This is a genomic window from Bacillus sp. 22475, from assembly GCF_052044835.1.
Taxonomy (GTDB): domain Bacteria; phylum Bacillota; class Bacilli; order Bacillales; family Bacillaceae_G; genus Bacillus_A; species Bacillus_A cereus.
On the sequence record NZ_JBQENW010000001.1, the window covers coordinates 139,876 to 160,566 of the forward strand.

Here is a 20,691-nt window from a genome sequence, read left to right on the forward strand (position 1 = left end):
TACCCTTATAGGATAAGGATAATTATACTATGTGTAACGGAATTTCGATATGAACTGTCGTCCCTTCGTTTTCTGTACTGTCAATAAAAATATGCCCATTATACATCTCTACAATTCGTTTACATATGACAAGTCCAAGACCTGTTCCAGTATCTTTATTAGTAAAGAACGGATGAAAGAGGTGTTTTTGAATATGTTGTGGAATCCCTTTCCCAGTATCTATAATCTGCAATTGTGCGTGTGTTTTATTGTTTTTTACTACAATGGTTAGTGTATCACTAGAAGTCATAGCCTCAATTGCATTTTTTGTAATGTTTAAAACCACTTGTTTCATATGGTCTTTCGAACAACGGATATGAACAGGATGGTCTGGCAAATGTAAATGGAATACAATGTTATGTAAATTCGCCTCAGATTGAATAATTAATGCTACCTCATTTAGAATTGTTCTTACATCATATGTTTGTTCGATGATGGCGGTTGGCTTTCCGAGAATAAGAAATTCACTTACAATTTCATTGATTCGCTCTATTTCTTGTTCAATTACGGAAAAGTAGAACTGATCTTGTTCATCTTTATATTTCTCTTTTAATAGAGCGACGAGTCCTTTAATTCCAGTAAGAGGATTACGGATTTCGTGTGCTGTACTTGCTGCAAAAGTTCCAACTAATTCAATTTTCTGTAGTTCGTTTTGTTGTCTTTCAAGTTTTGTTTGACGTTTTAACAACATATATTGAGCAAGTAAAAATAAAATAGACATTAAAAATAAAGTAGCGATACACTCTATTGCAACCCACTGGTATAAGGTTTTTTGATGAATAGGTAATGGAGAAACAGAGACCTTCCAATTTAATCTTTGGAGTGGGGTAGTAAGCATATTAGAATGCGTATCACTTGTGTCGTTATTATCATCGGTTAGAAAAACTACATCATGTTTATCAGTTACCTCAAAATGGTATTGTGGTTTAATGGCATTTAAAGAAGATGAAATGTAATCAAAGCGTAAACTAGCTAATAATAATCCTGAGAGCTCTTTCTGTTTATTGAATATGGGGGTAGCAATCATAATAGCTTTATGTCCAAGAACGCGATCAGTAATGACTGATGATACAGTGGTTTTTTTAGTTTGTAGCACGTCTTGAATATATTTACGGTCTGAAACATCTATAGGCTTTGATTCATCTTCAGATGCGATTGTAATGACCCCTTCTGGTGTAGCGTAATATAAACCAGAAAAGCGTGCATCGTTCCCATCTGTATCATGTACAATTTGTTTAATGCCGTTTATATTACCAGTCTCGGTGCCTACAACTTTTGCAAGCATGTCTAAAGCAGAAATTGCTTCACCAAGATGATGATCTAAATAATCTCTATATAAAAAGAGAACTGTATGAGCGGATAATTTGTTTTCCTGTTTCATTTTATATGTATGATACGAATAAAATGTAGCACCAATCCCTATTGTCGGTAGGATAACAAGCAATATATATATAATTATGCTTTGGAATTTGACTTTCAAATGTGGTACTCCTTCTTTTTTTATTATCATTATATATAAACTATGTTAAAATTGTCATGTTTTTATTCAAGAATGATTCTTAATATATTAGGGGAGAGGAAATGGATGAGTGAATGCTCATTCGGAATTCACATGAAGTATGAAGTGGCATTTTCTTTTTATTGCTGAGAATTTAAGTGAAGGGTTGAAAGTTGTATGACATCAAATAATGAACGAGAAGATATTTCTCAATCTTTAAAAGTATTTATTGCATTATCTCGTGTACATCGTTCTGTTATGGATACTACAAATAAATCTATACAAAGTAACGGGTTAAATCCAACTGAATTTGCTGTATTAGAACTGCTATATCATAAAGGTGGTCAACCACTCCAGCAAATTGGTGAGCGCATTTTAATAGCCAGTGGCAGCATTACATATGTTGTAGATAAGCTGGAGAAAAAGGGATTAGTAAAGAGAATCCCATGTCCGAATGACAGACGTGTTATTTACGCGCAATTAACTGAGTCTGGCGAGAACTTTATTGCTTCTATTTTTCCGGGGCATGAGAAAGTTATACATCAGTCTTTTGAAATGTTAACGAAAGATGAAAAAGATGAATTACTTGATCTATTAAAAAAAATTGGGAAGTATGAAAAATAATAATATGTTCCAAAGGAGCTTTGGATAAATAAATCCAGGGCTTTTTTATTTGCAATGAACTCAGAGTAGTCACTGCCGAATTTTGTTGAAAATTAAGAGGGAATTCGAGAATACGTATTGAATTATAATAAAGGTATGTAATGGAGAGGAGGCTCGTTCATGTCATTTAAAGACTATGAATATAAACGCCCAAATATTGAAGAGTTAAAAGAGAAATTTACTGTTGCTTTAGAGAAGTTTGATAACGCAAAAACTGTAGAAGAACAAAAACAAGTCATTCATTCAATTAATGAAATTCGCAACGATTTTGGTACAATGGGAAACCTTTGTTACATTCGCCATTCTGTTGATACGACGGATACTTTTTATAAGGAGGAGCAGGATTTCTTTGATGAATTCTCTCCAGTTGTACAAGGATATGGTACAAAATATTATAAGGCACTTATTAATTCTCCATTTCGTGAAGAATTAGAGGCGTATTATGGAAAACAATTATTTGCTCTAGCAGAATGTGATTTAAAAACATATTCAGATGAAGTCGTGAAAGATTTACAATTAGAAAATAAATTATCGTCGCAATATACACAGTTATTAGCATCCGCAAAAATTGACTTTGCTGGAGAAGAAAGAACGTTATCGCAACTGATTCCGTTTATGCAAGGAAAAGAAAGAAGCGAACGTAAAGCAGCAAGTGAAGCATACTACGGATTTTTAGCTGGAAATGAGGAAGAACTAGATCGTATTTATGATGAGCTTGTTAAAGTGAGAACGAAAATCGCAAAATCTTTAGGTTTCAAAACCTTTGTTGAACTTGGATATGCAAGAATGTACCGTACAGATTATAATGCGGAGATGGTGGCTAATTACCGTCAGCAAGTGCTGGATTATATCGTTCCCGTTACAACGGAATTAAGAAAGCGACAACAAGCACGTATCGGTGTAGAGAAGTTAGCTTATTACGACGAAAACTTTGAGTTTGCTACAGGTAACCCAACTCCAAAAGGAGATGCGGATTGGATTGTTGATCATGGAAAGACGATGTATAAAGAGTTATCGGCTGAAACAGATGAATTTTTCAATTTCATGCTAGATAACGATTTATTAGATTTAGTTGCGAAAAAAGGAAAAGCTGGTGGCGGATATTGTACATATATTGAGAATTATAAAGCGCCATTTATTTTCTCAAACTTCAATGGAACATCTGGTGACATTGATGTATTAACACATGAAGCAGGTCATGCTTTCCAAGTATATGAAAGTCGTAAATTTGAAATTCCAGAATATAATTGGCCAACATATGAGGCATGTGAAATCCACTCTATGAGTATGGAATTCTTTACATGGCCATGGATGAAGCTATTCTTTGAAGAAGATGCAGATAAATATTACTTCTCTCACTTAAGTTCAGCACTTCTGTTTTTACCTTATGGTGTATCTGTTGATGAATATCAACATTATGTATATGAAAATCCTGAAGCATCACCTGAAGAGCGTAAGACAGCATGGCGTAACATAGAGAAGAAATATTTACCGCATCGTGATTATGAGGATAATGATTATTTAGAGCGCGGTGGTTTTTGGCAACGTCAAGGGCATATTTATAGCTCACCTTTCTATTATATTGATTACACGCTTGCTCAAATTTGTGCGCTACAATTTTGGAAACGTGCAAGAGATAATAGACAAGAGGCATGGGAAGATTATGTGAATCTGTGCCAACAAGGTGGAAGTAAATCGTTCTTAGAATTAGTAGAAGTTGCAAATTTAACATCACCATTTGCTGAAGGCTGTGTGAAAAGTGTTATTACAGAAATTGAAGCATGGTTACATGCGATTGACGACACAAAATTGTAAAAAACATGCGCTTTTTTTCACATGTTTAACATCGACATAATGGGAAAATGATGAGATAATAAAAGAAAATTCAGAATACTAAAGAGGTGTTTCTAATAAGGAGCACCTCTTTTCACCAACAAAAAGGGGGGAAAGAAGTATGCTTCAATCTAATATGGATGTGAGTTTAGAAAGTTTAGTAAGCTCATTGCAGTCTACTCGAAGCACGCTATTATCAGAAATTGAAATGTTAAATGATACAGAAGTGAATGTAAAGCCACGCCGTGATAAATGGAGTATTATTCAAATTTTACACCACTTGCATTTAGTTGAACAATCTGTCACGTCTGCCCTTGTATATGCTTTACAAAAAAATGAAAGAAACATGACTCCATTTAAAGACCTCCAACTTACGCTTGATCGCACACATAAACGAGAAGCTCCTCAGCAAATGCAACCAACAGAAACTTTAATGAAAAAACAGCAAGGAATTCAATTACTAGAACATTCACGACAAGAACTATTACATGCGCTTCATAGTGTTATAGATGAAAAAGATCTATTTGAAAATGGATTAAAGCATCCTGTTTTTAATGATCTGAATTTGTATCAATGGGTTCAATTTCTTGATTTGCATGAACAAAGACATCTTACGCAATTAAAAGAGGCGAAACATGCAATTTTGCAGCGCTAAAGTGGAAGAAGTGGGAAACCACTTCTTTTTTTGATACGTGCATAGTTTTCTTTCTTATTTTGGAATACTACATGGAGAAAGAAAAGAAGGAGTTGAAAAAATATGTCTAAGAAGAAGCGAGAAGAAGAGCGTGCCTGGAAAGCGCGTAAAGAAAATCAACAACCGCACGGAAAAGTGAAAGCTTTTGCTGAATTAGTTGAAGGAACAGAAAAAACGTGATGATTATTTCATCACGTTTTTTGTATGAGTGGAAAAGTTAATAAAAAGGTTGTACCGATTCCTTTTTCACTTATAATATCAATTTTTCCATTCATAGCTTGAACAACACTGAATACGACCATCATTCCAAGTCCAGTGCCTTTTTCTTTCGTTGAATAGAAAGGCGAGCCAAGACGTTTTACTTGTTCTGAATCCATACCGACTCCTGTATCTTTTATATATAACTGAATATGCTTATGGTCAGGAACTAATGTGAAATAAAGATCACCGCCTTTTGGCATAGCCTCAATGCAATTTTTTAAAATATTTAATAAACATTGATTTAGTTTTTGCTTTTCTCCAGCGATAAAAAAAGAAGTGCTTTGCTTTATATAATGAGTACGTACATTTGTTAAATTAGCAAGCGGTGTAATTAACGACAATGCATGTAGTAATTCTTCTTCTAACTGTAATGTTTGTTCTTTTTCAATGCTTGGTTTAGCAAAGGTTAAATAATCTGTAAGAACATGATTTGCTTGTTCAATGCCGTTAATGGCAATGTCGATATATAATTTTCGTTCCTGCTCAGTGCATGTATCTGATTGTAACAGTTGTAAAAAACCTTTCGTTGAAGTTAATGGATTGCGAATTTCATGAGAGATAGACGCTGCCATTTCACCAATTAAATGAAATTTTTCAGCATTTATAAGTTCGTTTTGGAGACGAACTTGAGTTTGTAATATGTGTAGTAAATATAAAATTAGAATCGTACCAAGCATTGAACATAACTCATACACAATAATATGCGGTATATAATCAGTCTTATTTGTAACCTTTGAAAGGAAGAAGGGTATCCAACTAAATCCGTATGTGAGACTGTAGATAATAGCAAGTGTTATTTTTATACGATTAGAAGTTCGATTGAAAAATTTATATGTTAATAGTAGAACAATAAATAGAAGAACAGAACCGATAAGAGATGGGAAAACACCGACCCCACCTAATAATAAGCGATATATGTTTAATACACCTAAGATAGAACCACCAGCAATAGGCCCTCCCGTTAATGTACCGACAATTAATACAATATGGCGCATATCAAATTGAAAACCATTATTTGTTTTTGCTGCAAATGTAATACAGAGTACGGTAGCGAGGCAACAGAGTACAATGAATATAGCTGAATTTAATTTAGGAGAGCGTTTCCCTTTTTGATTCCAAAATAAATGATATACGAGCATTGTAATCAGGATGAATAATATATTTAAAAAGAGATAAATAATAAAGGATTTCAGTGGGATGCCTCCTCTCTTCTTATATTAAATTAATCATACTATAAAATGAAAGAAATGAAATGATAAATAGCGGAAAAATCAGAAATTTTTACGCTAGTATACAATATGTTACAATAAGCTGTGTCAATGAAAGAAGAAATTCCGTGCACCGCGCGGGAGAGGTTCGCGAACTCCCTCTATAAAAAACTATGGAAACAACAATATCCTTAGGTATTGTTTTGTTTTTTTATTGTGACAGTTCAAGAACGTTCTTTCTTCTTATTTATAGTAGAGAAGGAGAATGAGTGAAATGAAAAAAGAAAAAGCAGTTGTTGTTTTTAGTGGAGGACAAGATAGTACGACATGTTTATTTTGGGCAATAGAGCAGTTTGCAGAGGTAGAAGCTGTAACATTTAATTACAATCAACGTCATAAGCTAGAAATTGATTGTGCAGCGGAAATTGCAAAAGAGCTAGGAATAAAGCATACGGTACTAGATATGAGTCTATTAAATCAACTTGCTCCAAATGCGTTAACGAGAACGGATATGGAGATTACACATGAAGAAGGTGAATTGCCATCGACATTTGTAGATGGACGAAATTTACTCTTCCTATCATTTGCTGCTGTATTAGCAAAACAAGTTGGAGCACGTCATATTGTAACAGGTGTATGTGAAACTGATTTCAGTGGTTATCCAGACTGCCGTGACGTGTTTGTGAAATCGTTAAACGTTACTTTAAATTTATCTATGGATTACCCGTTTGTCATTCACACGCCACTTATGTGGATTGATAAAGCTGAAACATGGAAATTATCAGATGAACTTGGAGCATTTGAGTTTGTTCGGGAAAAAACATTAACATGTTATAACGGAATCATTGGTGATGGTTGCGGTGAATGTCCAGCATGTCAACTTCGTAAAGCAGGATTAGATACGTACCTACAAGAACGCGAAGGAGCGAACAACTAATGGATAACTTTTTTGGATTTCGCATCGTAGAGAATTTGCAAAAAATGGACAAGGATATTCAGCGTAAACAACTCAAATACCATAATAAAAGAGTAATGGTCAGCAAGGAATTTACATTTGATGCAGCACACCATTTACACTGTTATGAAGGGAAATGTAAAAACTTACATGGTCACACATATAAAGTTGTATTTGGAATTAGTGGATATGTAAATGAAATAGGTCTTGCAATTGACTTTGGAGATATAAAAGAAATTTGGAAGAATGAAATCGAAATTTATTTAGATCATCGTTATTTAAACGAAACGTTACCTGCAATGAATACGACTGCTGAAAATATGGTCGTTTGGATTTATGAAAAGATGGCAGAAGCACTAACTAAAGAGAATCGAGTGAACGAATATAAAGGAGCTCGCGTTGAATTTGTTCGTCTATTTGAGACGCCGACTAGTTATGCGGAAGTAAGACGGGAGTGGATGCTTGATGAGTAAAATCCCTGTCTTAGAAATATTCGGTCCGACTATTCAAGGTGAAGGAATGGTTGTAGGGCAAAAGACAATGTTTATCCGTACGGCTGGTTGTGATTATAGCTGCGCTTGGTGTGATTCTGCTTTTACGTGGGATGGATCGGCTAAAGATCAAATTAGACAGATGACAGCAGAAGATATTTGGGATGAGCTTGTTGCAATTGGAGGAGAAAATTTTTCTCATGTTACGATTTCAGGGGGAAATCCGGCATTACTGAAAAATATTGAGTTTCTTCTTTCTATATTAAAAGAAAATGGAATGCGAACGGCAATTGAAACGCAAGGGAGTAAATGGCAAGATTGGTTACTTCAAATTGATGAGGTAACAATTTCTCCAAAACCACCAAGTTCGACGATGAAAACAGATTTTCGGAAGTTAGATGCTATTATTCAGAAACTAGCAGGAAAAGATATTAGTTTAAAAGTAGTAGTATTCGATGATCATGATTTTGAATATGCAGTTAAGATACACGAACGTTATCCAGGTGTACCATTTTTCCTGCAAGTAGGAAACGATGATACAAAAACAGTGGATGATGCGATGCTTATTAAAAAATTATTAGATAAGTATGAGTGGCTGATTGATAAAGCTGTAAATTGTAAAGAGATGAATGATGCAAAAGTATTGCCTCAGCTTCATGCGTTAGTATGGGGAAATAAACGCGGCGTATAACGAGAAGGGATGTTTAAAATGACTGGAAGATTAGATGAAGATTTAAAAGATGTAACATTATTAGGAAATCAAAATACAAAATATTTATTTGAATATAGTCCAGAAATATTAGAGGTATTTGATAATAATCATCCAAACCGTGATTATTTTGTAAAATTCAATTGTCCTGAATTTACAAGTTTATGTCCGAAAACAGGACAACCAGATTTTGCAACAATTTATATTAGCTATATTCCAGAGCAAAAAATGGTAGAGAGTAAATCTTTAAAGTTGTATTTATTTAGTTTCCGCAATCATGGTGATTTCCACGAAGATTGCATGAACGTTATTATGAACGATTTAATTAAATTAATGGATCCACGTTACATTGAGGTATGGGGAAAATTCACACCACGTGGTGGCATTTCAATTGATCCATACTGCAACTACGGTCGCCCAGGGACGAAGTATGAACAAATGGCTGACTACCGCATGATGAACCACGATCTATATCCGGAAACAATTGATAATCGTTAATAGAAAGAAAAGGCCTGTATACTATACAGGCCCTTTCTTTCTATTATATTATGCATTTTGATTAATGACAGTATAGTTTTTATGACTTACAACTGTAAGAGGTTCCATATCTAGTTCTCTAAAATTCTTCATAATTGTTATATCAACAATAACAGAGTTTTGATTTACTTTTTGAACACGGCCTTGCATTCCACCTTTAAATTCGATGATATCTCCAGTTTCTGCGATCTGCATAAGCAACTCTCCTTGTTACAGTTTTCCCAAAAAAAGAATAAATTTGGTTTTTTTTTATTTCCTCCTATTTTGAACCATATTTCCTACTTTGTAAATGTTTCCAAAGTAAAAATTCGAAAAATATTCACTTTTTGTAAGAAAATATGTAGAAAATCCATGTTTTTTGAAAAAAATAGCAAAAATGCGAGAATCTTTATATCGAGGTATAATGAAAAAGTAGAATAACCTGCTGAAGTGGGAGAAATTAGAGGCGGTAAAATGGTGTTTGAATTTGTGGGGAGTGTTATAGCTTTAATTTTATTTTTATTTTCTTATATGCATTTAAAAAAGATTCGTCAATATGATACGAGTACATATTTTGATGGGATGGATGGTATCCATGCTTCGATAACGCATGATAGTGGTGGGGAGATGTAAAGGTATATGACTTTCTTTTCTTGCGTGGTATGATGTTTAGAACTAGTGCATAATAGAGTTCGTAAGTGATGAATGGAGAGTGAAAAGAATGAAGATTTCTTTTATTCGTCATGGTTGTTTAGGTCGTATAAGAGAACCGATGACAATTAATTCATTTCACGAATGGATGAAACAGTATGATTCCGAGTCAATGATACAAAAAGCTAAAATGCCGATAGAAACAATAGAGGCAATTGAAGCAGCGAAATTTGTCTTAACAAGTGATCAAAGGCGTGCTGTACAATCAGCAGCTGAATTAACGGATTCTTTATCTTTTATGCAAAACTCTCTTTTTAGAGAAGCTGAAGTTCCTTCATACTTTTTTGCTCCGAAGTGGTTGAAATGCACAATTAAGGTATGGATGTTCATTGGACGCACATTATGGATACTTGGCTACCATAAAGATGTTGAGTCTTATAAGGAAGTAAGAGAGAGGGCAAGGCAAGCGGCTTACCTGTTACATCGTTATGCTCTCGTACATGGAAGTATTGCTCTTGTAGGTCATAATTATTTTAATTCGATGATTGGAACGGAGCTGAGGGCAATGGGATGGTCTGGTTCTCCTATTTTGCATATAAAGCCATGGGGATGTACAACATATACGTTTCACGAGGCGATGGATGGAAATATATTAAATACGAATTTAACATAAAAGCACACGATTTATATAAATCGTGTGCTTTCTTTTTAAGATATAGAAATTTTGACGTTTAATGGTTTTACGAGATGAGCATAAGGTTCGCCTACTAGCATAACAATTTCATCTTTTTTATAACCTAACTTTTCGTATAGTGAATAGGCGCGTGTGTTTTCTAAATTAACAAGTAAAGCGATTTTTTCATGCCCTTTTTCAGTTGCATAGATTTCGGCAGCTTCAATTAATTTAGAACCAATACCTTTTCCACCGTGTGCACTTGAAACTGATAATGTATCAATGTAATACTCATCAAGCTCAGCTTCTTTTTCTAACGTAATCGATTCATCTTTATGTAATTCTCTTAAGTGATGTACAATTGGTGCGTCAAGCTGTGTTGCTTCACTACCGTGATAAGCGACAATAATTCCAACTGCACTCTCGTCTTGTTCGTAAATAAAACAGTTTTCGTAGCTCAGACGGTTACTTTCTTTTGAGAACCATGTCTCAAGTCCTAGTAATACTTCTGCTTCAACTGTGCTACCTGTGATTTTTTCAGCAATTTCATGCAGAGCATTATACAATAAAGGAGCTATTGCCATTGCATCTGTCTTTTTTGCTTTCCGAATCATAGTATCCCTCCTAGTTCTATTTGTATATTGTAGCATAGTGGTATGGAACTTTGCATAAGAATGCCGAAATGTTTGATATAGAGAAGTAGCTATGTTAGTATATGATATTTAGTGGACATATAGTAAAATGATATTGTTTGCGAAATAACGAAAATAAAATCATGGCATAACAACAAGATAAAGTGAAATGTTAATTAGTAAGATTTTTTGTTCATTCCACGACTAATTAGTAGTCAACACCAATCGGACTACCTGCAAATAGCGGGATAATTTTACAGTTGTTGACCTATAGAATATACGATAGAATAAAATATTGCAGAGAGGTGAAATACATGGATAAAGAATTAGCAAATACAATTTTAGATCAGCTGAAAAATGGTGAAATAACGGAGTATGTTGTTACGAAAGATGTATTTTATACGTTCAGAGAAGTTGTTGTAAATAGAGAAGACTTTAAGCATTTCATTGGTAACGCACAGCGAGGCGGGCAAGTGATTTATACATATTCAGAAACGCCACGTTCATAAAGGGGAATTTTGATCAGCAGGGCATCCCTCACTGATTAGTAACCTTCACCAACTGGACGTTTAATGTGGGATAAATAAAAGATAAAGGAGAGGGGAATTATGGGCGATTTTAAACAAGGCATTTTACCACATTGGGATTATATGTGGAAAGATAGAGCCGGCAATAGATTTATGGGAATGGTTATGTATCCAGAGAAACGAAAATGTTCAGCAAAAATGCTTCAGAAAATAAAAAGAGCATATGAAGAAGCGATAGAAATTAAAGTAACTGTACAAGTTCAACATACATATCAGTATGTAGAAGGAATGATTGTATACTTTGATGAAGAGGCTCCTGTATGTACAATGCTTGATAAAGATGAAAATCCACATCACATATTTGTAAAAGATATTTTGCGTATTGAGCACTCTGAATAAACTTTTCATAAATAAATTGAAGTTCCATAATAATAATCTTTTTCTATAATAGTTATCTTTTAGTATGCAACGAGAGACGAAAGTATATGTATAATATATTTAATAAGGTAAATTTGATAAATGTAATCGTTTTTTAGAGCAGATTATCGTTTCATATCTGTTCTTTTTTGCGTGATGCTGGAGAAATATATTTCTTCAGCATCTACCGTTTTATGACAAAATATATTGTTAACTTTTTTAAAAATAAGGTTAAATTCGTTGACAACTTTTTTGAAAAGCACTTTATTGACATGAGTTTTAGAATGTTGTTTCATAGTCATTGTATTGAAAAAAAACGGCTATCATGTCGAAAAGTAAAAGTTAAAAAAAGAAAGAATTTATACATATATCTTGTGTCTTATTTTGAAACGTAATACAATATATAGAGAAATCAAGAACAACATATAGAGAATATAGATTTGAGAGGGAGGGTCGGAAATGTTAGTTGCATATGATTCTATGACAGGAAACGTGAAGCGTTTCATTCACAAATTAAATATGCCGGCCGTTCAAATTGATGAAGATCTAGTAATAGATGAAGACTTTATTCTTATTACGTATACAACAGGTTTTGGCAATGTACCAGAACGTGTTTTAGACTTTTTAGAGCGCAATAATGAAAAATTAAAAGGCGTATCTGCAAGCGGCAATCGTAACTGGGGAGACATGTTCGGTGCAAGTGCTGACAAGATTTCTACTAAATATGAAGTGCCTATTGTATCAAAATTTGAGTTATCTGGAACAAATAACGATGTAGAATATTTTAAGGAAAGGGTGCGGGAGATTGCGACACATTGAACTGAATAATGAAATCACGCAAATGCAGGACGGTTTTTATCAGCTTCATAAAGATAAAGAGGCATTAGAAGTCTTTATGGAAGAAGCTAGAGAGAATACCGTTCCTTTTAATAGCGTGGCAGAGCGAATGGAGTATATGAAAGAACATGATTACTATTACAACGTTCTGGACGAGTATAGCTTGGAGGAAGTAGAGGAAGTATATAACATCGCTTATGGTGAAAACTTCGAGTTCCAATCTTATATGGCAGCATCTAAGTTCTACAAAGATTATGCGTTAAAAACGAATGATCAAAAACAATACTTAGAAAGCTATGAAGATCGTGTAGCAATTGTTTCATTATACTTAGGACGCGGTGATGTTTCGAAGGCAAGACAATTCGCAAGCATGATTGTAAAACAAAACTACCAACCAGCGACACCAACCTTTTTAAATGCGGGAAGAAGCAGAAGAGGAGAAATGGTGTCTTGTTTCTTGTTAGAGATGGACGATAGCTTAAATTCGATCGGCTTTAACATTAATACTGCGATGCAATTATCGAAAATCGGCGGGGGAGTAGCTTTAAACTTATCTAAGCTACGCGCACGTGGTGAGCAAATTAAAGGTATCGACAACGCTGCAAGTGGCGTAGTACCTGTTATGAAGTTGCTTGAAGATTCGTTTTCATATGCGAATCAGCTTGGTCAACGAAAAGGTGCCGGTGCAGTATATTTAAACATTTTCCATTGGGATATTATTGAATTCCTTGATACAAAAAAAATAAATGCCGATGAGAAGAGCCGTATTCAGTCTCTATCAATCGGAATTATCGTTCCAAGTAAGTTCTTTGAGCTTGCTGAGAAAAATGAACCTTTCCATGTTTTCGCACCTTATACGGTTTATAAAGAATATGGCAAGCATTTAGATGATATTGATATTGATGAAATGTACGATGAATTAATGAGTAATCCGAAAGTGAAGAAGAAGCCACTAGATATTAGTGCACGTGATATGCTTATTAAAATCGCTATGATTCAGCTTGAGTCTGGTTACCCATACTTAATGTTTAAATCAAATGCAAATAATCAACATCCATTGAAGGATATTGGAACTGTGAAGATGTCGAACTTATGTACAGAAATCTTCCAGCTTCAAGAAACTTCAGAAATAAATGATTACGGTACAGATGACATTATCCGTCGTGATATTAACTGTAACTTAGGATCGTTAAATATCGTAAACGTAATGGAAAATAAAGAAATTCGTGAAGCAGTTCATGCGGGAATGGAAGCTTTAACAGCTGTTTCTGATATGACGATTATTCCGAATGCACCAACTGTGAAAAAAGCAAATGACGAGCTTCATTCAGTTGGACTTGGAGCAATGAACTTACACGGATATTTAGCAAAAAATAAAATCGCTTATGAAAGTGCAGAAGCGAAAGAATTCGCTCGTACATTCTTTATGATGTTAAATTACTACTCTATTGAGAAAAGTATGGAAATCGCTACAGAAAAAGGCGAGACATTTAAGGACTTCGATAAATCTGATTATGCGAATGGCGCATACTTCGAAAAGTATGAAACGACAGATTACAGCCCAGTAACTGAAAAAGTTCAGCAATTATTTGAAGGAATTCATATTCCAACAAAAGAAGATTGGACAAGTTTAAAAGAGCAAGTGCAGAAGAATGGTTTATACAACTCATATCGTCTTGCCATTGCTCCAACACAATCAATCAGTTACGTTCAAAATGCAACTTCAAGCGTAATGCCGATCGTAAGTCAAATCGAATCAAGAACATATGCGAATGCGACAACATATTATCCAATGCCGTATTTATCAAAAGATACGTTCTGGTACTATAAATCTTCTTACGATATGAATCAGTTTAAATTAATTGATTTAATCGCAGAAATTCAAGAACATATTGACCAAGGAATTAGTACAATTCTTTACGTTAATAGTGATATTTCAACACGTGAATTAGCACGTTACTACATCTATGCACATAAAAAAGGCTTAAAGAGTCTGTATTATACGAGAACACGTAAATTAAGCGTGGAAGAGTGTGTGGCTTGTACCGTTTAATGGCATATTGCCATACTAAATGAATAACCCAATAGTATGAGCAGGGTTATGAACCCTGCTCATACTTGGTTTGTTCTACTAAACGGTTAGCTTTTCATTGTTAGATGGAAATTTAACCGTTCAGTAGAACAATAATAGATATAGGGGTGATTCAATGCGCGCTGTTAACTGGAATAAAAAGGAAGATGATTTCAGTTTAATGTTTTGGAAGCAAAACATCGCTCAGTTTTGGACAGAAGAAGAAATCGCGGTTTCGTCTGACAAAAATACTTGGGTGCAATTATCGAAAGAAGAGCAAATTGCTTATAAGCGTGTATTAGGTGGTTTAACACTTTTAGATACGAAACAAGGTGGCGAAGGAATGCCACTTGTACTTGTTCATCTTGAAAATTTACAAGCGAAAAGTGTATTAGCTTTCATGGGAGCTATGGAAGAAGTACATGCGAAAAGTTATAGTCACATTTTCACAACATTAGCTACAGAAGAAGAAATTGATGATATTTTTGACTGGGTAGACAATCATCCGTTACTTGAGAAAAAAGCTGGTATTATTACTAGTTACTATCGTCGTTTATTAAAGCCTGAAGTAACGAAAAAAGAGTTATACATGGCAATGGTAGCAAGTGTGTTCTTAGAAAGTTACTTATTCTATAGTGGATTTTTCTATCCACTTTACTTAGCTGGTCAAGGTAAACTGACGGCAAGTGGTGAAATTATTAACCTTATTATCCGTTAACTTATGGCGGCTTTTGGTAGAGATACCAATTGAAAAACCCTTTTAATTGCTGGGACCCCCTATTGTAAATTTATCTGTATTATTATTGATGAATATATGCATTCAGGTTATTCTCTAACTATCAATAGATGGAAAGGAGAATAGCTGATAGGGCAATCAGCAGCGAAGCCTTTATCTAGCGATAACATGTACGGAATTTACTATTTAAAAATCAATGGGAAGTATTATATTGGTAAAGATGTGAACGTTTCAAATTTAAAACGAATTAGGGAACATATGTGGATGTTAAAGAGTGGTACACATTATAATAGGTATTTACAAGCAGTATACTGTAAATATGAATCCACTTTAGAATATGGAATTCTAGAGGAAATAGAATGTTCATTGGAAGAATTGAGTGAGATTGAGCAACAGTATATTTGGCTGTATGATTCTTATAATAATGGCTATAACTTGACGTTAGGCGGAGAAGGATTGGGTGGAATTAAATTCACTGAAGAACAATTAGAGAAGAAAAGGCAACGTGTTATAGGTGAAAAAAATCCACAATCAAAAATTACAGATGCACAATTTTTTGAGATTGTAGAACTACTAAAGTGCGGAAAGACAAATCCAGAAATTGCTGATATGTATAATCTTCATCCTAATTATGTATCTTTAATTCGACATAAGAAACGTTATAAATATCTTTGGGGAAAAGTGCAAAATTATATGCCGGTTAAATCTGAACACCAACTGAAAACAAGGGGACGTGTGACTCTTGAAATGTTTTTGGATATCGTTCAGATGCTACAAGCCGGTGAATCTAATGCATCCATTGAAAGAAAACATGGGTTATCGAGCGGCACAGGAAGCCGTATCAGACATCGAAAACTGTATAAACAGTGGTGGGTGCGATACGTAGATAAAGGAACGTTCAACGACTATCCCAATGGCGGTGAAATTCCGCAAGAGGAGTAGGGCCAAGCGGTGGGTGAGAATCCCTTAAATCGAAATGGAGGGCTACCTGAGAAGGTAGATGATATAGTCTCTTCTTACAGGAAACTGTAAGCTGTATAAACGGCATAGGAGTAGCGAACTTATGTGAAGGTAAAGGATGAGTCAATTCACGGCGTATTCGTCGGTATTTTAGCACAACAAATTTTCGCAGAACTTTCTGCAGAAGAGCAACAAGAAGTGCAAAAAGAAACACAAGAGTTATTAATGGAACTATATGAAATTGAAATGGCCTATACAGAAGAAATTTACACTTCTATCGGTCTTGTAGAAGATGTAAATCGTTTCGTTCGTTACAATGCGAATAAAGGGCTTATGAACTTAGGACTTGAGCCGAAGTTTGAAGAAGAAGAAATTAACCCAATCGTTTTAAATGGTTTACGTACAGATACGAAAAACCATGATTTCTTCTCTGTAAAAGGAAATGGTTACGTAAAAGCAACGAACGTTGAAAAGTTAGCTGACGATGACTTCGTGTTTAACTTTTAATATAGGATTATAAAGAAAAGCTGTCTTATTCATTGATAAGACAGCTTTTCTTTATAATTTTGTTTACATAACACTATTATTTCTGTATAGCGATTTATGTTTGGGAAGTTCTATTCGGTTAACGGATAGAACTTTTTGTAATTAAATGGGTATTTACAAACCTTTTGTATCGGTGTATTATTTAACTAGTACACCGATACAAAAGGAGGGAAGAAATGAAAATAGAGTTTTCTCCAAATATACCAATTTACATTCAGGTAATGGAATACATAAAAAAAGAGATTGTAACAGGACATTTATTGCCTGGTGATAAAATTCCCTCTGTCCGTGAATTAGCGAGTGAATTACAAGTGAATCCAAATACGATTCAGCGTACATTTCAAGAGCTAGAACGGGATGGAGTTGTTGTCACACGTAGAGGAATGGGACGGTATGTAACGAATGAAGGGGAGAAAATTATGGAGCTGCGAAAAGAGATGGCGAAAGAATTACTTCATTCTTTTATAGATGGAATGGACAATTTAGGTTTTTCAGAAGAAGAAATTCTTACAATTCTTCGTTCTTCATTACATGATAAGAGGGAGGAGAGCCAATGACAGAGCTATTAAAAATAGAAAACTTATGGAAGAGATACGGATTAAAAGCAGTGATCCGTGAATTAAACATAGAGATTACGGAAGGGAAAATTATAGGACTTGTTGGAGATAACGGGAGCGGGAAAACGACGTTATTGAAAATGATTGCAGGCTTGCAATACCCTTCTGAAGGTAGTATTACAATAGACGGTAAAAAGGTAGGATTACAGACGAAAGAAATCGTTTCATTTATGTCCGATAAGCCAGTCTTTGATGATTGGATGACTGTAAAAGACGCTTTATTTTTCTACCGAGATTTTTATAAAAACTTCGATATTCAAAAAGCGGTAGATACGATTGCAGAATTTAAAATACCGTTAGAAGAAAAAATTACAGCATTATCAAAAGGTATGGTAGAGAAGCTGCAAATCATTTTAACATTTTCTCGAAAAGCGAAGCTATACGTACTGGATGAGCCATTGGGCGGGATAGATCCTCTTTCTAGAGAACATGTATTGGATCTAATTCTACAGTTCTATAGAGAAGATTGTACGATATTAATTTCCACTCACTTAATAAATGAAATTGAAAATATTTTTGATGAAGTGATCTTTTTAAAAGATGGAGAAATGGTTCTATATGAAAATGTAGAAGAAATTCGTTTTCAGAGAGGAAAAGCAGTTCATGAATTGTTTAAGGAGGTGTTTAGTAAGTGAAGTCAGTACTTTCCTATTTATGGAATGTAAATAAGAAAAGATATATTGTTACTTTTTTACTCTTTGTGCTAATTGAAGCTGTGTTATTTTCACAAATGATTGTAAGAAAAAGTGATGCGGCTATCAGTAGACAAGAGGGCATATTTGGAATCATTATGATTATATTTTTCTTTTATATTGTTTATATGTTTATACAAACAATGAAATCATATTCACGCTTACTGACTAATCCAATGTTACGACTTACAGCAATATCTGGGAAACAATATGTAATTTCTATGCTTATTTTCTCATTTATCGCAATGGCTATATGGTATGGGATATGTGGAATTCTTTTCTACGTAAGTTATGTATTAGCTTTTCCTACGACTTCTGTATATGTAGAGGCAAAAGAGATTATGCAAGTAGGCATAATTAATAATTTAGTATATACGATAAGCGATTTATTTGATTTTTTGTTTAGTGTGTTACAAATCATATTAGTAATTACTCTAGTTAAGTTACTTACCAAAAAGAAAAAGGCGCAAAATATACTAATCGTTATTATTTTTCTAGTAATAAATATAGCGATTACTTTAGCGACAACCTTGCTAGGAAAATTAGCTCCAGCTTTCCAAGTATTGCGAAGAGTAGAATATCATAGTGAAAGCAAGAGTCTGTTTATTAATATGTTTCAAGAAAATGGATTTAACATTTTTAATATAAGTTTCATGGTAATGGTTAGTGCTCTAATAATATATGTAATTGCTTATATTATCGATAAAAAACTAGAAGTCTAAAGGAGGAATCAGCATTGGGAAACGTAGTAGTAAAGTTAGAGAATGTTCGAAAAAGGATTGGTGGAACGGAAATTATTCGTGGTTTATCATTTGAGGTTCGTGAAGGAGAAGTATACGGATTCCTTGGACCGAACGGTAGCGGTAAGACGACGACGATCCGTATGATGACAGGTCTTATTTCAATGACAGAGGGCGATATTACAATTTGTGGACATAGTATTCGCTCGGAGCGTGAAAAGGCACTAGAGCAAATTGGAGCGATTGTAGAAAATCCTGAACTATATGATTATATGACAGGAATGCAAAACTTAAAGCATTTTGCTAACATGGCCATTACTCCAATTCGTAAAGAGCGCATTGCTGAGATTGTAAAGCTTGTTGAATTAGAGCATGCGATTCATAAAAAGGTGAAAACATATTCACTTGGTATGAAACAACGTTTAGGAATTGCACAAGCATTACTTCATCAGCCGAAAATCTTAATTTTAGATGAGCCGACAAATGGATTAGATCCAGCTGGTATTCGCCAAATTCGTGACTATTTACAACGTTTAGCGAAAGAAGAGAATATTGCTGTAATCGTATCAAGTCACTTATTGAGTGAAATTGAATTAATGTGTGATCGCGTTGTTATTATTAAACAAGGTGAGTTTGTACAAGAGTACAATTTACATGAAAAAGTGAAACATGATGAGGCAGTCGTTGTAGCGTTTGAAGTAGATGAAGTTCAGAAAGCGAATGAAATCATTAAAGGTAAAGCAAAAGGGAATGTAATTGTAGCATCTGTAACAAAAGACAACATTCCGCAACTTGTGAAAAAGCTTGTGCATGCTGATGTGCTTGTATATGGCGTTACTGTTCAAAATAAAACGTTAGAGGATGAGTTCTTAGCGATTACTGGGGGAGTGAAAGCGTAATGTTTAAATTAATTCAAAATGAATTTTTAAAATTACATGCGAAAAAAGGTATGTATATTTTAATAGGTGTAATTGCTTTATTGGAGATTTTGGGAACAGTAGTATTGGCGAAATGGGGCGATGCTGGTAGCTTAAGTGGATCTTACTTAGATTTTGCGAGTTCAAATATCGGCTTAATTATGATATTCACAACGATCTTTGGAATTACAATAGCTTCTCGTGCAATTACAGATGAATTCCAAAAAGGAACGATTAAGCAATTATTAATTCGTCCAAGAAAACGAATGACAATTTTATTTTCTAAATATATTACAGTATTATTAACGATGTTATTTATCGTATTTGCTAGCACATTAATTGCTATGATTATTGGATTAATTGTAATGGACGGTAGTAAAACTGAATTAACGTTAGGAATTGTTTTAAAAACAATATTATATCAGCTGTTATCACCATTTTTCTTTGCAACACTTGTATTTTTCTTAGCAAACGTGTTTAGAAAGTCTGTATTACCAATAATTATTACGATGTTTCTATTATTCTTACAAGGTACAATTAACATGGTACTAATGATGTTTGCAAAAGGTGTAGCGAAGTTTGTAGTATTCAGCCATTTGGATTTAAGAGCTTACGACAGCAATAAATTAATTAGTGGCGGAGTAGAACCTACATTTACAGAATTTACATTTACAACTTCATTATTACTTGTAGCTGCATACTTTGTTGTGTTACTTGTAGCATCAAGTGCATTATTCCAAAAACGTGACGTATTATAATAAAAGAAATCCCCGCTTGTAAAAACGGGGATTTTTATTACATAAATTTC

The 20,691-nt window shown here is 34.2% G+C and carries 24 protein-coding genes, 2 pseudogenes and 1 riboswitch; of the genes and pseudogenes, 22 read left to right on the forward strand and 4 right to left on the reverse strand.

The annotated features are described in order from the left end of the window. Positions 1 to 22: 22 nt before the first annotated feature. Positions 23 to 1,519: a DUF3149 domain-containing protein gene (locus ACTJJY_RS00730; protein WP_440604785.1), complete on the reverse strand. Its 1,497-nt coding sequence runs from the start codon at positions 1,517 to 1,519 to the stop codon at positions 23 to 25. 195 nt (positions 1,520 to 1,714) lie between these two features. Between ACTJJY_RS00730 and ACTJJY_RS00735 the strand changes: the two genes are divergently transcribed. From ACTJJY_RS00735 to ACTJJY_RS00750, 4 genes are all read left to right on the forward strand, one after another. Continuing rightward, positions 1,715 to 2,161 carry a MarR family winged helix-turn-helix transcriptional regulator gene (locus tag ACTJJY_RS00735; protein WP_000203336.1) on the forward strand — a complete coding sequence of 149 codons (447 nt, stop codon included), beginning with the start codon at positions 1,715 to 1,717 and terminating at the stop codon, positions 2,159 to 2,161. Between the two features lie 159 nt (positions 2,162 to 2,320). Further along, positions 2,321 to 4,015: a M3 family oligoendopeptidase gene (locus ACTJJY_RS00740; protein WP_063546912.1), complete on the forward strand. Its 1,695-nt coding sequence runs from the start codon at positions 2,321 to 2,323 to the stop codon at positions 4,013 to 4,015. 139 nt (positions 4,016 to 4,154) lie between these two features. Then, the gene (locus ACTJJY_RS00745; protein ID WP_000941977.1) at positions 4,155 to 4,688 is read left to right on the forward strand and encodes a DinB family protein; all 534 of its coding nucleotides are present in this window, start codon (positions 4,155 to 4,157) and stop codon (positions 4,686 to 4,688) included. A gap of 102 nt (positions 4,689 to 4,790) precedes the next feature. Continuing rightward, positions 4,791 to 4,907, forward strand: a complete 117-nt coding sequence (locus tag ACTJJY_RS00750) for a DUF6254 family protein (protein ID WP_000038355.1) — start codon at positions 4,791 to 4,793, stop codon at positions 4,905 to 4,907. A gap of 11 nt (positions 4,908 to 4,918) precedes the next feature. Here ACTJJY_RS00750 and kinB read toward each other — a convergent pair whose 3' ends face one another. Next, positions 4,919 to 6,127: a sporulation sensor histidine kinase KinB gene (gene kinB, locus ACTJJY_RS00755; protein ID WP_440604786.1), complete on the reverse strand. Its 1,209-nt coding sequence runs from the start codon at positions 6,125 to 6,127 to the stop codon at positions 4,919 to 4,921. A 206-nt stretch (positions 6,128 to 6,333) separates the two neighbouring features. Next, positions 6,334 to 6,377: riboswitch (PreQ1 riboswitch) on the forward strand. A 93-nt stretch (positions 6,378 to 6,470) separates the two neighbouring features. Between kinB and queC the strand changes: the two genes are divergently transcribed. From queC to queF, 4 genes are read left to right on the forward strand one after another with little or no spacing between them, the layout of a single operon-like run. Then, positions 6,471 to 7,133 carry a 7-cyano-7-deazaguanine synthase QueC gene (queC, locus tag ACTJJY_RS00760; RefSeq protein ID WP_000711595.1) on the forward strand — a complete coding sequence of 221 codons (663 nt, stop codon included), beginning with the start codon at positions 6,471 to 6,473 and terminating at the stop codon, positions 7,131 to 7,133. Then, positions 7,133 to 7,624 carry a 6-carboxytetrahydropterin synthase QueD gene (gene queD / locus ACTJJY_RS00765; RefSeq protein WP_000368414.1) on the forward strand — a complete coding sequence of 164 codons (492 nt, stop codon included), beginning with the start codon at positions 7,133 to 7,135 and terminating at the stop codon, positions 7,622 to 7,624. The genes queC and queD overlap by 1 nt, the downstream gene beginning before the upstream one ends. After that, on the forward strand, positions 7,617 to 8,333 hold the full coding sequence (gene queE, locus ACTJJY_RS00770) for a 7-carboxy-7-deazaguanine synthase QueE (RefSeq protein ID WP_440604787.1): 717 nt from the start codon (positions 7,617 to 7,619) through the stop codon (positions 8,331 to 8,333). Before queD ends, queE begins: the two co-directional genes overlap by 8 nt. Positions 8,334 to 8,351: 18 nt before the next feature. Next, the gene (gene queF / locus ACTJJY_RS00775) at positions 8,352 to 8,849 is read left to right on the forward strand and encodes a preQ(1) synthase (RefSeq protein ID WP_001986050.1); all 498 of its coding nucleotides are present in this window, start codon (positions 8,352 to 8,354) and stop codon (positions 8,847 to 8,849) included. 48 nt (positions 8,850 to 8,897) lie between these two features. Here the strand turns inward: queF and ACTJJY_RS00780 are convergent, their stop codons facing one another. Continuing rightward, on the reverse strand, positions 8,898 to 9,083 hold the full coding sequence (locus ACTJJY_RS00780; protein ID WP_001165082.1) for a YkvS family protein: 186 nt from the start codon (positions 9,081 to 9,083) through the stop codon (positions 8,898 to 8,900). Positions 9,084 to 9,317: 234 nt separating this feature from the next. Between ACTJJY_RS00780 and ACTJJY_RS00785 the strand changes: the two genes are divergently transcribed. Both ACTJJY_RS00785 and ACTJJY_RS00790 read left to right on the forward strand, forming a co-directional pair. Beyond that, positions 9,318 to 9,500: a hypothetical protein gene (locus tag ACTJJY_RS00785; RefSeq protein ID WP_440604994.1), complete on the forward strand. Its 183-nt coding sequence runs from the start codon at positions 9,318 to 9,320 to the stop codon at positions 9,498 to 9,500. A gap of 88 nt (positions 9,501 to 9,588) precedes the next feature. Continuing rightward, the gene (locus ACTJJY_RS00790; protein WP_440604788.1) at positions 9,589 to 10,191 is read left to right on the forward strand and encodes a histidine phosphatase family protein; all 603 of its coding nucleotides are present in this window, start codon (positions 9,589 to 9,591) and stop codon (positions 10,189 to 10,191) included. Positions 10,192 to 10,226: 35 nt separating this feature from the next. Here ACTJJY_RS00790 and ACTJJY_RS00795 read toward each other — a convergent pair whose 3' ends face one another. Beyond that, positions 10,227 to 10,805: a GNAT family N-acetyltransferase gene (locus ACTJJY_RS00795; RefSeq protein WP_440604789.1), complete on the reverse strand. Its 579-nt coding sequence runs from the start codon at positions 10,803 to 10,805 to the stop codon at positions 10,227 to 10,229. Between the two features lie 332 nt (positions 10,806 to 11,137). Between ACTJJY_RS00795 and ACTJJY_RS00800 the strand changes: the two genes are divergently transcribed. The 12 genes and pseudogenes from ACTJJY_RS00800 to ACTJJY_RS00855 all read left to right on the forward strand — a co-directional run bounded on the left by ACTJJY_RS00800 (position 11,138) and on the right by ACTJJY_RS00855 (position 20,641). Continuing rightward, positions 11,138 to 11,332, forward strand: a complete 195-nt coding sequence (locus tag ACTJJY_RS00800; protein ID WP_000356686.1) for a hypothetical protein — start codon at positions 11,138 to 11,140, stop codon at positions 11,330 to 11,332. Positions 11,333 to 11,431: 99 nt separating this feature from the next. After that, positions 11,432 to 11,749: a hypothetical protein gene (locus ACTJJY_RS00805; RefSeq protein ID WP_000502199.1), complete on the forward strand. Its 318-nt coding sequence runs from the start codon at positions 11,432 to 11,434 to the stop codon at positions 11,747 to 11,749. A 477-nt stretch (positions 11,750 to 12,226) separates the two neighbouring features. Further along, positions 12,227 to 12,586, forward strand: coding sequence for a class Ib ribonucleoside-diphosphate reductase assembly flavoprotein NrdI (gene nrdI / locus ACTJJY_RS00810; RefSeq protein WP_000959447.1), 360 nt, complete (start codon positions 12,227 to 12,229; stop codon positions 12,584 to 12,586). After that, the gene (gene nrdE, locus ACTJJY_RS00815; protein ID WP_440604790.1) at positions 12,573 to 14,657 is read left to right on the forward strand and encodes a class 1b ribonucleoside-diphosphate reductase subunit alpha; all 2,085 of its coding nucleotides are present in this window, start codon (positions 12,573 to 12,575) and stop codon (positions 14,655 to 14,657) included. Before nrdI ends, nrdE begins: the two co-directional genes overlap by 14 nt. 154 nt (positions 14,658 to 14,811) lie before the next feature. Then, a pseudogene (locus ACTJJY_RS00820) lies at positions 14,812 to 15,390 on the forward strand (ribonucleotide-diphosphate reductase subunit beta); the annotation flags it as partial. Positions 15,391 to 15,579: 189 nt separating this feature from the next. Then, the gene (locus ACTJJY_RS00825) at positions 15,580 to 16,353 is read left to right on the forward strand and encodes a GIY-YIG nuclease family protein (RefSeq protein ID WP_000274263.1); all 774 of its coding nucleotides are present in this window, start codon (positions 15,580 to 15,582) and stop codon (positions 16,351 to 16,353) included. Positions 16,354 to 16,482: 129 nt separating this feature from the next. Further along, a pseudogene (locus ACTJJY_RS00830) lies at positions 16,483 to 16,878 on the forward strand (ribonucleotide-diphosphate reductase subunit beta); the annotation flags it as partial. 215 nt (positions 16,879 to 17,093) lie between these two features. Further along, positions 17,094 to 17,474 carry a GntR family transcriptional regulator gene (locus tag ACTJJY_RS00835; protein WP_000687503.1) on the forward strand — a complete coding sequence of 127 codons (381 nt, stop codon included), beginning with the start codon at positions 17,094 to 17,096 and terminating at the stop codon, positions 17,472 to 17,474. Further along, positions 17,471 to 18,169, forward strand: a complete 699-nt coding sequence (locus ACTJJY_RS00840; protein WP_440604791.1) for an ABC transporter ATP-binding protein — start codon at positions 17,471 to 17,473, stop codon at positions 18,167 to 18,169. The genes ACTJJY_RS00835 and ACTJJY_RS00840 overlap by 4 nt, the downstream gene beginning before the upstream one ends. Then, complete coding sequence (locus ACTJJY_RS00845; protein WP_440604792.1) at positions 18,166 to 18,948, forward strand: ABC transporter permease; 783 nt, start codon at positions 18,166 to 18,168, stop codon at positions 18,946 to 18,948. The genes ACTJJY_RS00840 and ACTJJY_RS00845 overlap by 4 nt, the downstream gene beginning before the upstream one ends. Before the next feature lie 14 nt (positions 18,949 to 18,962). Continuing rightward, positions 18,963 to 19,865, forward strand: a complete 903-nt coding sequence (locus ACTJJY_RS00850) for an ABC transporter ATP-binding protein (RefSeq protein WP_440604793.1) — start codon at positions 18,963 to 18,965, stop codon at positions 19,863 to 19,865. Beyond that, positions 19,865 to 20,641, forward strand: a complete 777-nt coding sequence (locus ACTJJY_RS00855) for an ABC transporter permease (RefSeq protein WP_440604794.1) — start codon at positions 19,865 to 19,867, stop codon at positions 20,639 to 20,641. The genes ACTJJY_RS00850 and ACTJJY_RS00855 overlap by 1 nt, the downstream gene beginning before the upstream one ends. Positions 20,642 to 20,691: the final 50 nt, after the last annotated feature.

What these genes read in the sequence shown, in the direction of transcription:
- ACTJJY_RS00745 (WP_000941977.1), top strand. Translation starts at nt 4,155, where the DNA reads ATGCTTCAATCTAATATGGATGTGAGTTTAGAAAGTTTAGTAAGCTCA.
- ACTJJY_RS00825 (WP_000274263.1), top strand. Translation starts at nt 15,580, where the DNA reads ATGTACGGAATTTACTATTTAAAAATCAATGGGAAGTATTATATTGGT.
- ACTJJY_RS00835 (WP_000687503.1), top strand. Translation starts at nt 17,094, where the DNA reads ATGAAAATAGAGTTTTCTCCAAATATACCAATTTACATTCAGGTAATG.
- kinB (WP_440604786.1), bottom strand. Translation starts at nt 6,127, where the DNA reads ATGCTCGTATATCATTTATTTTGGAATCAAAAAGGGAAACGCTCTCCT.
- ACTJJY_RS00735 (WP_000203336.1), top strand. Translation starts at nt 1,715, where the DNA reads ATGACATCAAATAATGAACGAGAAGATATTTCTCAATCTTTAAAAGTA.
- queC (WP_000711595.1), top strand. Translation starts at nt 6,471, where the DNA reads ATGAAAAAAGAAAAAGCAGTTGTTGTTTTTAGTGGAGGACAAGATAGT.
- ACTJJY_RS00840 (WP_440604791.1), top strand. Translation starts at nt 17,471, where the DNA reads ATGACAGAGCTATTAAAAATAGAAAACTTATGGAAGAGATACGGATTA.
- ACTJJY_RS00800 (WP_000356686.1), top strand. Translation starts at nt 11,138, where the DNA reads ATGGATAAAGAATTAGCAAATACAATTTTAGATCAGCTGAAAAATGGT.
- ACTJJY_RS00795 (WP_440604789.1), bottom strand. Translation starts at nt 10,805, where the DNA reads ATGATTCGGAAAGCAAAAAAGACAGATGCAATGGCAATAGCTCCTTTA.
- ACTJJY_RS00805 (WP_000502199.1), top strand. Translation starts at nt 11,432, where the DNA reads ATGGGCGATTTTAAACAAGGCATTTTACCACATTGGGATTATATGTGG.
- ACTJJY_RS00780 (WP_001165082.1), bottom strand. Translation starts at nt 9,083, where the DNA reads ATGCAGATCGCAGAAACTGGAGATATCATCGAATTTAAAGGTGGAATG.
- ACTJJY_RS00790 (WP_440604788.1), top strand. Translation starts at nt 9,589, where the DNA reads ATGAAGATTTCTTTTATTCGTCATGGTTGTTTAGGTCGTATAAGAGAA.
- ACTJJY_RS00750 (WP_000038355.1), top strand. Translation starts at nt 4,791, where the DNA reads ATGTCTAAGAAGAAGCGAGAAGAAGAGCGTGCCTGGAAAGCGCGTAAA.
- ACTJJY_RS00855 (WP_440604794.1), top strand. Translation starts at nt 19,865, where the DNA reads ATGTTTAAATTAATTCAAAATGAATTTTTAAAATTACATGCGAAAAAA.
- queD (WP_000368414.1), top strand. Translation starts at nt 7,133, where the DNA reads ATGGATAACTTTTTTGGATTTCGCATCGTAGAGAATTTGCAAAAAATG.
- queE (WP_440604787.1), top strand. Translation starts at nt 7,617, where the DNA reads ATGAGTAAAATCCCTGTCTTAGAAATATTCGGTCCGACTATTCAAGGT.
- ACTJJY_RS00740 (WP_063546912.1), top strand. Translation starts at nt 2,321, where the DNA reads ATGTCATTTAAAGACTATGAATATAAACGCCCAAATATTGAAGAGTTA.
- nrdI (WP_000959447.1), top strand. Translation starts at nt 12,227, where the DNA reads ATGTTAGTTGCATATGATTCTATGACAGGAAACGTGAAGCGTTTCATT.
- queF (WP_001986050.1), top strand. Translation starts at nt 8,352, where the DNA reads ATGACTGGAAGATTAGATGAAGATTTAAAAGATGTAACATTATTAGGA.